At 63.9% G+C, this 14,211-nt stretch carries 6 protein-coding genes and 1 pseudogene; 3 read left to right on the top strand and 4 right to left on the bottom strand.

Annotation, left to right across the window (positions count from 1 at the left end; translation table 11 throughout):
* The first annotated feature begins 8 nt into the window (after positions 1-8).
* The 3 genes from I6F09_RS12990 (at position 9) to I6F09_RS13000 (ending at position 5,146) form a co-directional block, all read left to right on the top strand.
* Complete coding sequence (locus I6F09_RS12990; protein WP_225188218.1) at positions 9-2,030, top strand: S8 family peptidase; 2,022 nt, start codon at positions 9-11, stop codon at positions 2,028-2,030.
* Positions 2,031-2,041: 11 nt separating this feature from the next.
* Entirely contained in the window at positions 2,042-3,364 is a 1,323-nt protein-coding gene (locus I6F09_RS12995) for a hypothetical protein (RefSeq protein WP_109144371.1), read from the top strand.
* A gap of 198 nt (positions 3,365-3,562) precedes the next feature.
* Positions 3,563-5,146: an MDR family MFS transporter gene (locus I6F09_RS13000; protein WP_225188219.1), complete on the top strand. Its 1,584-nt coding sequence runs from the start codon at positions 3,563-3,565 to the stop codon at positions 5,144-5,146.
* Position 5,147: 1 nt separating this feature from the next.
* On the opposite strand, the pseudogene I6F09_RS13005 reads toward I6F09_RS13000, so the two are convergent.
* From I6F09_RS13005 to I6F09_RS13020, 4 genes and pseudogenes are all read right to left on the bottom strand, one after another.
* Positions 5,148-6,793: pseudogene (locus I6F09_RS13005) on the bottom strand (alpha/beta-hydrolase family protein).
* 83 nt (positions 6,794-6,876) lie between these two features.
* Entirely contained in the window at positions 6,877-9,369 is a 2,493-nt protein-coding gene (locus tag I6F09_RS13010) for a GAF domain-containing protein (RefSeq protein ID WP_225188220.1), read from the bottom strand.
* 104 nt (positions 9,370-9,473) lie between these two features.
* Positions 9,474-11,162, bottom strand: coding sequence for a thiamine pyrophosphate-requiring protein (locus I6F09_RS13015; protein WP_225188332.1), 1,689 nt, complete (start codon positions 11,160-11,162; stop codon positions 9,474-9,476).
* Positions 11,163-11,214: 52 nt separating this feature from the next.
* Positions 11,215-14,136, bottom strand: a complete 2,922-nt coding sequence (locus I6F09_RS13020) for a winged helix-turn-helix domain-containing protein (protein WP_225188221.1) — start codon at positions 14,134-14,136, stop codon at positions 11,215-11,217.
* Positions 14,137-14,211 lie beyond the last annotated feature (75 nt).

A 14,211-nucleotide genomic window follows, 5' to 3' on the forward strand; every position in this document is an offset into this window, starting at 1 on the left:
AGACGACAATGGCGGACGACAAGGGGCGTAAGCGGCGTGCAAAACCGCAAAGCGGCACACCCAAGAGCCGCGGGCCGACTTGGCCGGTCTCGGCCGACGGAAGACCCAAGCAGTTCTCTGTTCCGCCCGAAGTGGTCGAACATATCCTCCTGGGTCCCCGCGACGACAGGCGCGTGCTGCAGGACTCGCCGCTGCTCGGCGATGTCTGGGCGGCTTACGCTCTCGATCCGGGCATCGCCCAGGACGTTCTGATTACGCCGCACAAGAATGCGACCGCGGTGAGCGTGGCCCGTACCATCGCAGGCGCGCTGAAAGTGCCGGTCGAATCTGCGCCGCCTGGCCGGCCTCCAACAAAGGCCAAGGTCGCCTATTTGCAGGGGCTCGTCGGTGCGCGGCTCTATTTCGACCAAGTGCTGCGCATCCTGGTGCCGCGGACACAATGGTGGCGCGAGCCGAAGGTGGCCGAAAGGATCGAAGGCGTGGATGCCGGCGATAATGAGGGGACGATCAAAAAGCTGCTCCAGCAAGGGCCGAAGAGATCCAACGCGCTGCGCGAACGCACATTGGACAATGCCACGTCGCTCCAAAGGTATATCGCGCTCGCCGGATTGATCTACTGGATTTGCAAGCTGGAACGTCCCGTCGGTTGGGACGAACCACTGGAGCCACTGACCTTTGAGCAGGCATTGGAACGATACCGGGACTATGCTGACGAGATTCTCTCCGGCATGTTCGCACTTTATGAAGTAGTCAAAGCGGACGAGAATGCTCGGCAGCAGAACGACGGCGTCGATACCAGGAGCGAGCCGGCGGAAGAGAGACCAACTTGTATTTTCCAGGTATCGCTCAACCGATCGGCCGTTCCCGCGCTCGATCGGTCGGTGCCAGCGGTCAAGGCCGACGCTGCGAGGTCGCTGTTCAACGTCCAGTGCAAGAACATCGTTTGGGCAGTTCTTGATTCCGGTATTCAAAACAATCACGACGCGTTCATGACGTCCGGCGAGAAGCCGACGTCGCGTGTCAGGAAAATCTTCGACTTCACGAATATTCGAGAGATCGTTAGCAGTGAGACGGGTGACGTCGATGCTCAAACCCGCGAAAAGCTGATCCGAACGTCCGGGCTCGCTGAAGCCGAGGTGGACGTCAATCTAGAGAAGATTGCCGAAGACTTCGAGAAGGAGCGCCCCATCAACTGGGCGACCGTCGAAAGGCTAATCACGGTCAAGAGGCCGGATCCAAACGACAAGTCTGAAAAGCTGCCCAGTTCGCACGGGACCCACGTTGCCGGAATCATCGGAGCGGACCAGAAGGACGGCAGATACGCTGGCGGCATGTGCCCGGACATCGGACTGTACGATTTCCGCGTGCTGGGTGCGAGCCTGGAGGAGACCGAGTTCGCCGTTATCGCTGCCATGCAGTACATCCGTTACGTCAACGAGCGGCACAACTACATCATGATTCACGGCGCGAATCTCAGCCTCTCAATTCCCCATAACGTGCGCAATTTTGCATGTGGGCGGACGCCGATTTGCAACGAATGCGAGCGTTTGGTCGAAAGCGGAGTGGTGGTCGTGGCCGCAGCGGGCAATCGCGGCTTTCAGAAATTCGAAACGAAGGACGGTCCGTTCGAAAATTACGCCGCCTTCAGTATTACCGATCCAGGAAACGCCGAGGGCGTCATCACGGTTGGATCGACCCACGGGAATTGGCCGCATACATACGGAATCAGCTTCTTCTCGAGCCGCGGTCCAACTGGCGATGGCCGCGCGAAGCCGGATCTCGTCGCGCCCGGTGAGCGAATTCTATCGACCGTTCCGAATGATGATTGGGCTCCGGAATCGGGCACCAGCATGGCGGCTCCCATGGTCAGTGGAGCCGCGGCGATGCTGCTCGCCCGATACGAAGAGCTGATCGGGCAGCCGCGTCGGGTCAAACGCATCCTGTGCGAGAGCGCGACGGATCTTGGCCGCGAGCGCAGCTTTCAGGGGCACGGCATGCTCGACGTGTTGCGGGCTCTTCAATCGATCTGAGGAGGAATGCGATGCATTTTAGCCTTGACGTCTTGCGTGCCCGCAAGGGCGATTGCCTGATCCTTCATTTCGGAACAGCTGACGATCCGCATCTGATGCTGATCGATGGAGGACCTGCCAAGGTCTATAAGCCACATCTGGCGCCGAGAATCGCGCAGATTCACCGTTCGCGCGAATTGGAGCCGAATGATCCCTTGCCGATAGACGTTGTGATGATCAGTCATATCGACGACGATCACATCAGGGGCATTCTCGAACTAACGGCGGATCAGCTGGGCAACAGTCCCGATCTCCGTCTCAAGGTCGCCAGCCTGTGGCACAACAGCTTTGACGATCTGCTTACGACTGCGCCTGAAGAACTGTTGTCCGGATTTGGGCCGGCGTCATTCGAGGCAGGCACTGCGCGCAGGCCGGATTTTGACGCAATTGAGCCCGACGAAGAGTCCGACGAGGAAGAGGTGCATCAGACGGTGGATGTTCTCGCCGGCATTTCGCAAGGCCGTCAATTGCGTGATGATCGGGAAGTCTTGCAACGTCGGTCGCCGGCACGTCGGCAATGGAAACTGAACCACAAATTCGACGGCGAGCTGATCGTCGCAACCGAGGATACGGAAGCGGTGACGTTGGATGGCGGCCTCAAGATGACCGTGGCCGGACCGATGCAGCCGGAATTGATGGCCCTTCAGGAGGCCCACGATAAATGGCTGCGGGAGCAAAAGCAGGGGAAGAAAAGCCCGGAAGCAATGCTGGCGGCATTCGTCGACAAGTCGGTGCCCAATCTCTCCAGCATCGTCGTTTTGGCTGAAATGGGCGGCAAGAGCATGCTGCTGACCGGCGACGCGCGTGGCGACAAGGTCTTGGAGGGACTTGAGCTAGCCAGGTTGCTCGCCCCCGGAAAGACGCGCCACGTCAATCTTCTCAAGGTGCCGCACCACGGCAGCGACAACAATATGGAGACGATCTTCTTCGAACGTCTGCCTGCCGATCACTACGTCTTCTCAGGCGATGGCGAGCACGGTAACCCCGAACGAGCGACCCTGGAAATGCTGCTGAAAGCACGGGGCGTCGACGCCGAATACACAATCCACCTGACCTACCCGATTGACGAGATCGATATCGAGCGCCAAGCCGACTGGGAAAAGGAGCAGGCGAAGGAAAAGGCGCGCAAGAAGAAGAATCCGGCAACCAAGAAGCCGGTTCGAGAAAATTGGTCGCCGGAAAAGCACAGCCTCGGCGCTCTGTTCCGGAGCAATCCCAAGTTCGGCAAGAAAGTGGTCATCGTTGATCCCGGCAAACCGCATCTGATCAACTTGCTGGACCCCATTGAGCTTTAGTGGGCTTGGGGGCGCTCAGGCCCCAAGTAGACCTCAATACTGCGCCGCTCCGCCTGTCGATCACGGAGCCGCGAGGATGCGTCGGCGGGATGCACCCATGCGTCGCGGTGCCTGCCTGGGAAGAAATTTCCCCTCTACATTGGGCTGCATAGTACGAATCCTTCGCGGTGTTGCACCGCGTCACGACGCCCGATCGAGATGAACAAGTTCGACCGGCAGAGCGATTCTGCCGACATCCAGGCCTTGCCCGACGACATTGCCGAAGAGCTGTCCCGCCTGCCGAGCGAGGTCATCAGCGTCGACGACGCGCCCTCGATCGCCCCGCCGGTGCCGCTGAGCTCCGACGAGGTCCGCACCATCGTCATCAGCCTGATGCTGACGATGTTCCTGGCCGCGCTCGACCAGACCATCGTGGCGACGGCGCTGCCGACCATCGGACGCCAGTTCCAGGACGTCTCCAATCTGTCCTGGGTGATCACCGCCTATCTGCTCGCCTCGACTGCGGTTGCGCCGGTGTTCGGCACGCTCAGCGACATCTACGGCCGCCGCGTCATGATCATCATCTCGCTCAGCCTGTTCGTCGCGGGCTCGGTGCTGTGCGCGATCGCGCCGAACATGCCGATGCTGATCCTGGCACGCGGGCTTCAGGGCCTCGGCGGCGGCGGCATCATGCCGGTGGTGCAGACCGTGATCTCCGACGTGGTGAGCCCGCGCGAGCGCGGGCAGTACCAGGCCTATTTCTCCAGCGTCTGGATGGTCGGCGGCATCCTCGGCCCGGTCATCGGCGGCGTGTTCGCCGAGCATCTGCACTGGTCGATGATCTTCTGGATCAACCTGCCGCTTGCGGCCGCAGCACTCGCATTGCTGCTGCCGAAGATGAAGAAGATCCCGGTGTTCCACCGCAAGCGCAAGGTCGACTGGCTCGGCGGCCTCTTGCTGATGGCGTCCGCCGTGGTCTTCATGCTGGTGCTGACCTGGGGCGGGACGCGCTATGCTTGGCTTTCGCCGACGGTGCTGGCGATGGTGGGCGGTGCCGTCGGGCTCGCGGTGACCTTCGTATGGCATGCCCGGCGGGCCGACGAGCCGTTCCTGCCGCTGCCCTTGCTGACGGGATCGGTGGCGCCTTTCGCGCTGACCGCGGGCGGCTGCGGCCTCGGGGCGATCACCGGCCTGACCGTGCAGCTGCCGCTCTATTACGAGCAGGTCTATCATCTCACCGCCAGCGAGGCGGGGCTTGCGCTGATCCCGCTCGCGGCGGTCTCGACCGTCGGCGCGGCCGTCGCCGGCCGCACCATGGCTCGGGCCAAGCACTACAAGCGCGTCGCCATCGTCGGCACGTCATGGGCCGCGCTGTGCGGTCTCGTTCTCACGGTCACCACCTTGCCGCTCTGGGGCCTGCTGCTGCTGATGGCCGCGTTCGCGCTGGGACTCGGCACGACTTTTCCGGTGTGCGTGGTCTCGCTGCAGAATTCGGTGGCGCGTCCGCAAGTCGGCACCATCACCGGCGCGATGAACTTCTTCCGCTCGCTGATGTCCTCGTTCACGGTGGCGGCCTTCGCCGCGATCCTGCTCATCGCGCTCGGCACCGACGTCCCGCTCGCCGGCGAGCATCACGCCGCGGGCGCCGTCGCGATACCCGCCGACGACATGCGGCACGCCTTCCGCTACGTGTTCGGCGCCGCCACCGCGCTGATGACGATCGCTGCGCTGTGCCTGATCGCGATGGAGGAGCGGCCGCTGGCCGGACCGTCGGCCAAGCAGTCCGTGGAGATGGCCGAGTAGGCTAGCCGCCTCGATCGGCGTAAGGCTCGTTTGCGACATTGCCCTCGGCGGCCTTTCGCGCCGCCGCTGCAAGATGGGTCTTGAGCTGCGCCGCGTCGGGGGACCAATCATGGACATCGGTGACGGCGACCCAGGCATCGACGTAATGTTCGGGCGCATAGACATGGCCAAAGCCCATCGGCGTATTGGTCGCGACCGCCATGTCGAGGGCGAGCTGCAGCATTGTCACGACTGGATACCATCGCAGCTCCGGTGACACATCCGGCCCGCGCGGCGCCGTCATCCAGTCAGGGGCCCGATAGGCGTCGTGATAGGCGAAGAAGGTGATCGCGTCGCTCGCATATTGCAGATAGACGACGCGCATCGGACCCCAGGGCGCATCTGCCGGCACCGTCGGTCCATTCTGGTTCATGAAGCGCACGAAGCGGCCGTCGCGGAATTCCGGCAGCCAGGCCGGCGTGCCCGGATTGCGGTTTGCCGTGATCGAGCGCCAGATGCAACTTTCGAACGGCGCGCCGCTCAAAAGTGCGCCCGCAATCGGATCGCCGATCATCTCAGACAGCTCTGCGGATTTTTCCGAGTTCATCGCGCCGAGGCTCAGTCCGTGCAGGTACAGCTTCGGCCGCCGGTTCTTCGGCAGCGTCGCCCAGTAGCCGTAGATTTCCGAAAACAGGGCGCGCGCCGCCTCTGCACCGGATTCGGGCTGAAACAGCAGCGTCAGCGGACTGTTGAGATAGGAATACTGCATCGCGACACTGGCGACGTCGCCATGGTGGAGATATTCGACGGTGTCCATCGCGGCAGGGTCGATCCAGCCGGTTCCGGTCGGCGTAACGACGATGAGTGTGTCGCGTTCAAACCCGTGCTGCCGCTTGAGCTCGTCGAGCGCAAGCCGGGCGCGCGCTTGCGCCGTCTCGGCGCCGCCAAGGCCGACATAGACCCGCACGGGCTCCAGCGCGGGCCTTCCTGTAATGGCACTGATCTCCGTTGCGGTCGGCCCCGAGGCAATAAATCTCCGCCCCATGCGTCCAAGCTGCGTCCACTTCACCAGCGAGGCGGCACTTCCCGTTCGTTCGGGCGCGGTCGGCTGCGGCCGCTCGGGCTCGAGCAAGGCGTCGACTTCGCGAAAGGACACATCGAGCGCGTTGAACGCCGTGCGGATCAGGACATTGCTGGCGATTGACCAAAACAACAGGCCCGCGGCGAGCACGCCGATGACGTTCGCGATCCTCCGGGGAATGACGCGCCTCGCACGCGCGGCGATGAGGCGCACGGCAAGCGCGAACAGCCGCGCCAGCACCAGCAGCACGACGAACGTCATCACGGCGATGGCGCAGACCTTGAGCGGATGGGCGTCTCGACTGGCGCCATCTTCATCATGGTGCGGATCGAGTTCTGCCATCCGGCCGCCCGCCACAGAAAAACAACGACGACGAGCAGGCAGGCGGCCGCCACCAGCGCGTTTGCGGTCGATCTCAGGCGCGCCGGCGGCTCGGGCAATTCCAGATAGTGCCACAGCCAGCGCCAGACGTTGCCGGCGAGATAGCCGATCCCGAAGCAGGCGCCGGCGATGGCGCCCTGCGTGAGATAGCTCCGCGGGATCAGCGTCGGCGTCAGCGCGGCTGCGAAGAACAGGGCACCGAGCATGAGGCCGACGCCGGAGAACGACAGCAATTGCCGCCGAATGAGCCACGCCAGTTTGCCGAAAGCACCCACCGCGCGATTCAACCTCAGCTATTGCCTGACAGACCACTCTTGCGCGGCAGCACGATCGTGAATTCAGTAAACTTGCCCGGCGCGGTCGCGACGTCGATCGTGCCGCCGTGCTGCTTCACGACGATGTCGTGGGTCATCGACAGCCCGAGGCCGGTGCCTTCGCCGGCTGGCTTGGTGGTGAAGAACGGATTGAACATTTTCTCCTTCACATCGTCGGCAATGCCGGTGCCGTTGTCGCGGATCGTGATCTCGACGTCATCGCCGCGATCGCGCGTCGCGGCGGTCACAATCGGCTCGTAACCGGCGGCACCGTCGGCCTTGCGCCTGATGACCGCGTGGAAGCCGTTCGAGATCAGGTTCAGGAGCACGCGGGTGATTTCCTGCGGAAACACTTCGGCCTGTCCGGCCGCTGGATCGAGCGCGCGCTTCAGCGTCACGTGGAATCCGGGCTTCTCGGCGCGTGCGCCGTGATAGGCGAGATTCAGGCTCTCCTCGACCAATGCATTGATGTCGCTCAGCCCATGCTCGCCGCCGCCTTCGCGCGAATGCAGCAGCATGTTCTTGACGATGGAATCGGCGCGGCGGCCGTGCTGCACGATCTTGTCGAGGTTGTCCTGCAGAAGCCCCGTCAGCTCGTCGACCTCGCTGCGGACATTCTCGGGGAGCGGGACCGGCGCGAGCACCTCGTTCAGCTCCTCGGTCAGCTCGGCAGACAGCGAGGCGAAGTTGTTGACGAAGTTGAGCGGGTTCTTGATCTCGTGCGCGATGCCGGCCGTGAGCTGGCCCAGTGACGCCAGCTTCTCGGTCTGGATCAGGCGGTCCTGCGCGGCGCGGAGATCATCGAGCGATTTGGCGAGCTCGCTGGTGCGGTCCTGAACCTCGTTGAACAGGCGCGTGTTCTCGACCGCGATCACGGCCTGGTCGGCAAAGGTCTTGAGCAGGTTGATGGCTTTGTCCGGAAAATAACCGGGCTCCCGCCGCGTGACGGCGATGGTGCCGATCGCAAGGCCATCGCGCAGCATCGGCACCACGAGGATGCTGCGATAACCGCGTGTTCGCGCCAGCTCCTTCATGGCCTCGGTAAGATCAGGCTCGTTCTGCATGTCGCTGCGGAAGGCATACTCGCCGCTGCTCGCCACCCGGCTGTGAATGCCCGACGAGGACAGCGGCGTCGGAAACGAGCTCAGCAGATCCGCATTGCCGGCCTCATTGTCGGTCGTGAAGGCGGCCAGATGCAGCGTCCCGTCGACGACGCGGGTGACGGTGGAGGAGTGCGCTCCGATCAGCGCCTTGGCGCTGTCGGAAATGGCCTGGAACACCGGCGTGACATCGGACGGTGAAGCCGCGATCACCTTGAGAATGTCGGCAGTCGCAGTCTGACGTTCCAGTGCTTCCTTGGTCGCGTTGAACAGGCTGACATTCTTGATCGCGATCACGGCCTGGGCGGCGAAGGTCTGCAGCAGGCGCACGTGATGCTCGGCGAAGTTGCCGGTCGCGCGGCGCGTCGCGATGATGATGCCGATGGCTTCGCCTTCGCTCATCAGCGGCGCGAACAGCATGCTGCGATAGCCGCGGGCCCGCGCGATGTCGCGCGCGGCCGGCTCGAGCTCGGTGTCGGGCAGTTGAGCGGCGGCACCATTGGCCACCAGCTGGTAGGGCGGAAATTGTGCGAACGGCACCGGAAAGGACGCTTGGAGCACGCGATCGCCGGCCGGATCGGTCGGCGTGAATGCCGCAAGGTGCGCGGCACCGTCGATATAGCGGAGCACCGCGGTGGAGAAGCCGCCGATCAGCCGGTTGGCGTTGGTGGCGATGGCCGCGAATACCGGCTGCACGTCGGACGGGGATGCCGCCATCACCTTCAGGATGTCGGCCGTCGCGGTCTGGCGCTCCAGCGCCTCCTTCGTCTCGTTGAACAGGCGCGCGTTCTCAATCGCGATCACGGCTTGGTCGGCGAAGGTCTGCAGCAGCTGGACGAGGTCGGGCGCGAATGATCCTGGCTCGGCGCGGGTGACGCTGATCATGCCGACCGGCGCGCCCCGGTTCATCAGCGGCATGAATAGCACACTGCGGAAGCCGCGCAGCCGCGCCAGCTCCCGGTTCAGTTCAGGGACGTCGGCCGCCTCGCTGTCGGGAAACTGGATCGTCTGGCCCTCCCGCACGAGGCCAAAAGTCGGGAAGTCCGCGATCTTGCGCGGGAACGACGCCTTGAGCCCCGCGTCCGCCTCCGGATTGGTCGGCGTGAACGCCACGAGGTGAAGCTCGTCGCCGATGAACTGAAGCACGGTGGCGGAGAAGCCGCCGAGCAGGCGCTTTGCGCTGGCGGCGACCGCCGTAAAGACCGGCCGCGCATCGGACGGCGAGGCCGCGATGGTACGCAGGATCTCGGCGCTGGCGCTCTGGCGATCCCGAGCCGTCGCAAGCTCGGCCCGCAGCTGCGCAATCTCGGCGGCGGCCGACCGCAATCGGCGCTCGAGTTCCTCGATTTCCTGCAAAACGGTCGTCATTCCCGGTCCAGCTTGATGCCGCGGCGTGCGCGGCACCGGGCCGGATTATCACAACTTCTGCGGCCGGAGCCAGCGCCTCGCAGCCGTGCCCGCACCGGCTCCGCTCACGTGCCGGGCCGCGACACCTCGGTCTCCTTGGCTGTGATGAACTCCAGCAGCACCGGCACGCCTTCCCTCGTCTTCGCGATGCCGCGCTTGATCGCGGGCACGATGTCCTCCGGCCGCGTCACCCGCTCTCCGTAGCCGCCGAAGGCGCGGGCCATCGCGGCGTAGTCGCCGGAAATGTCGGTCGAGCGATATTTTTCGGTCGAGATCGGCATCACCTTCAGCTCGATCGCCATCGAGAAATTGTTGAGCAGGATCGACATGATCGGGATGCGCTCGCGCACCGCGGTCTCGAAATCCATGCCGGTGAAGCCGATCGCAGCATCGCCCCAGACGTTGATGCAGAGCTTGTCGGGCTTTGCCAGCTTGGCGCCCATCGCAAGACCGAGGCCGTAGCCAAGCTGCGTGGTTTTGCCCCAGCCGAGATAGGTGAGGGGCTCGACCGATCGCCAGAACGGCGAGAGCTGGTCGCGCGGGCTGCCGGCATCGTGGGTGATGATCGTATTCGCGATGTCAACGGTGTGCTGGAGATCCCACAGCACGCGGTAGGGGCTGAGCGGCGCGTCATTGCTGGTCAGCTTCGGCATCCATTTCGCCAGCCATTCCTTGTGCGAGGCTGCGATCTCGGCCGCGACGGCGGATGCATCGCGATCCGCGGTGACGGTCTTGCCGATCTCCTCCAGCAGCGCGTCGAGCACGAGGCCGGCATCGCCGACCAGGCCGATCTTCGCTTCGACGTCCTTGTTGAGATGATTGGGATCGAGCGTCGAATGAATGATGGTCTTTCCCTTCGGCATCGCGATGCCGAAATTGGTCTCGGTGAAGGAGCAGCCGATGCCGAAAATGACGTCGGCCTCGGCCAGAAATTTCGGCACCGCGCGCGGCACTGCAAGGCCGCCGGAGCCAAGCGACAGCGGATGAGTCTCCGGAAACGATGATTTGCCACCCAAGCTGGTGGTGACGGGGATCGCCAATCGCTCGGCGAGCCGTTTCAGCTGCGGCCAAGCCTGCGCGTAATGCACGCCCTGGCCGGCATAGATCACCGGCCGTTTTGCGTTCACCAGCAGGCTGGCGGCTTCCTTGACGTGAACGGGGTCGGCGCCGTAGCGGGTGCGCAGCACCGGCGTGTAGTTCAGCGGCTCCGGCACCTCCTCGTTCCACATGTCCGAGGGGATCTCGACGATGACGGGCCCGCCGCGGCCGTTCTTCAGCCTGGTGAAGGCGCGGCGGAAGATGTTGACGACTTCGGTCGCGAGAATGATCGGCTCGGACGATTTCGCGAACGGCTTCATCGCCTCGCTGGAATTGAAGTTCGGCTCGATATGCGCCAGCCGGCGCTGATAGCCCATCGGCAGCACCAGCACGGGAACGGATTCGCCGAAGCACTGCGCCACGCCGCCCATCGCATTCTCCGCGCCCGGCCCGTGCTGCATGCAGAAGGCACCGATGCTGCGCCCCGACGTTACCCGCGAAATCGCATCCGCCATGTGGATGCCGACGCGCTCCTGCCGCACCATCACGGGGCGGATCTCGGCCTTGGCCGCGTGTTCGATGAGATGGTTGACCGGATAGCCGCAGAGGATCTCGATCCTCTCGCGCCTCATGATTTCCGCAATGGCGGTGCCGAGCTTCATGGCGTCTCTCTCCCTGGCAAGGCCGGTTGATCCGGCTTGTTGGGAGGAGAGGATCAGGAATTTCCGGGAGCGTAAAGCGCGGGCGGCGAGCGCGGCGGTAGGCCAGCTATGCGTCGCGAGCGTGCACCGGCTCCATCCTGCGATGGTCGCTGCAGCCGCTCGCGGTCGGCTGCAGCAGGCGCTGGGCCGCAAGCAGATCCGGTGTCCCGAACCCCTCGGTGAACTCGTGATAGATCGGCGAGAGCAGCCGGACAGCCTTGGATCTGCGGTCGGTGGCGATCCAATGTGCCGCGAGATCGGTCGCGATCCGCAATTGGAACGTCAGCGCGCCTATCCTGCGCGCTTCCGCGAGCGCTTGCTGAAACCGCTTTTCGGCGCGCAGCGGCTCGCCGGTGTGGAGAAGGATCGCGGCGTCAACTCTCTGGAGCTCCGGACGGCACCAGCGCTCGCCTTGGCGTTCCTGATGCTCGATCGCCCGCGTGATGGCTTCTTGCGCCTCCGCGATCCGCCCTTGCCTCAGATAGGCGCGGGCGAGGACCGCGAGATAGCTGCCGATCCGCATCAAGAACCGGCATTCTGTCAGTTCGTCGATCGCGGCTCGAATATCCTCCACCGCGCGTGGATCGCCCCGCAGGTCGCGAAGGCATGCGGAGAAATAGCGCTCGACCGGAACCCAGCGTGAGATGCGCTCGCGTTCAAGGTTGCGACGCAATCGCTCAGTGTAGCTCGCGAGCGCGTCAAGATTGCCGGTTTCGAGCGCAACGGGAAGGGCGGCGAGCCCAAATGCGTTCGACTGTGACACCCAATGGCCGCTGCGGTCCGCGGCATCGATGGCGTCCTTGGCGAGCCTCGCCGCGTAGTCCGCTTGCCCTTGCATCCACGCGACGAAGGGCAGATTGAAGCGGACGGTGATGAACCGATAGACTTCGTTCGCGTCCTTGCGCGAACGCCCTTCGGCCAGCGAGTAGGTCGCTGCAAGACGGTCGAGAACAGGGCGGCTCCTGCTCAATTCGCCGGCAAAAGCGCGAGCCCAGGCCAGCGCGCGATCGGCTTCGGACGTCGCCGTCAGATCGCGATCGCGGTCGGCGAGCTCAGTGGCCTCTTCAAGATAAGATATGGCGCGCTCGACCTGGCCGATCTGCAGCAGGTAGAAGCCGAACCCGACCAGCGCCCGCTGCTGATATTCGATGTTGCCGGCCCGCTTTGCAAAGAGGATGGCATCGAGCCAGGCAATCTCGTTCTCATTCGACATCTTGCGGGCGTAGAAGAGGCTCCACCCAAGGGCGCAGGCGAGTTTTGTCTTCGACAGATCGTCGCACGGGACGGTCTTGGCCAATGCGAGCGCGTCCGCATACCGCGCCTGCGCTTCCGACAGGATCGACGTCTCCGACCACAAGGTGATCGCCGCAACCGTGAGCCTGATCCCGAGTACGGCATCGCCGTGCTCGCCGAACGCCCATGAAAGAGCGGCGCGCAAGTCGGCGATGCGGCCAAGGTAACGCTGGGTCCAATCGGCCGGCTCGCGCCAGTTCCACTCCTCCTCGGACTGCTCGAACAGCGTGAGGACACGTTGCGCATGACGGCGCAGCGCCTGGTCGCAGGCAGGATCGGCCCGGCGCCGCTCGCTCGCATAGCGGCATGTGCTGTCGAGCAGGCGATAGCGCAGGCTCGCGCCATGTGCCTGCGCGCCCAAAAGCGATTTGGCAACGAGACTGCCGAGGCCGGTGACGACGTCGACCGGCGTGAGCCCAGCCGCTTCGGCGACGAAGACCGCGTCCTCGACCTCGAATGCGTCGCTGAACACCGAGAGCAGGCCGAACAGTCTGGCTTCCCGCTGCGACAGCAGTCTGAAGCTCCAGTCGATCGTCGCCATCAGCGTTTCATGACGCGGCGGCGCGCCATCGGCGGCGGGGGCACGAAAACCCAAATTCTGGTCGAGCAACTCCACCAATTGGTGAGGATTGAACCTGCCGATCTGGGCTGCCGCCAATTCGATGGCCAGCGGGAGGCCGTCGAGCGAGTGGCAGATTGCGGCAACGGCCTCGCAATCATCATCGACGAATTGGTAGTCCGCCCATTCGGCGGCGCGGCTGACGAACAATTGCACTGCCGGAAACCTGACGGCTTGATCTGGGGTCAGGGCGTGGCCGGGTTTGGGTGAGACCAGGGAGCCGAGCCGGACGACGTGCTCGGTGGCGGTGCCGAGCGGTTCGCGGCTCGTCGCAAGCAGCTTGGACGGCGATGCCTCCGCCATGAACCTGCCGGCGAAGATCGTTGCGGCTGGCAGGACGTGCTCGCAATTGTCCAGAATGACCAGCATCTGCCGCGGTTTCAGATAGTCGATGGCCGCAGCCAGGCTGTTGTCCGGATTGCCCCTGATGCCCAATGCCGTCACCAGTGCGGCGCCGAACAGCGTCGGGTCGGAGATCGTTGCGAGATCGACGAAGCACACGCCGTCGCGGCACTGTGGCGCAAACGCCTGGGCTACAGCCAAGGCAACCGTCGTCTTGCCGATTCCTCCGGCGCCCGCCAGGGTCACGTGCCTGTTGCCGGTCAACAGACCGGTAATTTCGTCGATTTCCGCTTCACGACCAACGATGCCGCGCAGCAATGGCGGACTAGACGAGGGAAGCGGTTCGGCGAGCGCAAGATCGTCCTCGACCTCGCCGATGCTGATCTGCACCTGCGCGATGAACTTGTATCCACGGCGCGCCACGGTCGCGATGTAGAGGGGCTCGATCTGGGTGTCTCCCAGCGAACGCCGCAAGCTCCACATGTTGACCTTGAGATTGCTGTCGTGGACGAAGGTGCCCGGCCAGGCCGCCGCCATCAGTTCGGTCTTGCTGACGAGTTCGCCGCACCGCTGTACCAGCACATGCAAGAGTTCGAATGCGCGTCCGCCCAGCTTGACCGGACGCCCGTCGAGAAGCAGCAACTGGCGGCGCGGAATCAGCCGAAAGGGGCCGAAGCAGTAAGTGAGCTCCCGTCGGTCCGTGCCCCGTTGGCGTGTCTCCGTGGCAGCCCGCATTGCTCATTCCAGTCGATCAATCAGATCGCCAGAATTATCATGCACTGCACAATAGTTAAAGAGAGCCGTTCGGAA

It is taken from the genome of Bradyrhizobium sp. IC3195 (assembly GCF_020193585.1).
GTDB lineage: Bacteria > Pseudomonadota > Alphaproteobacteria > Rhizobiales > Xanthobacteraceae > Bradyrhizobium > Bradyrhizobium yuanmingense.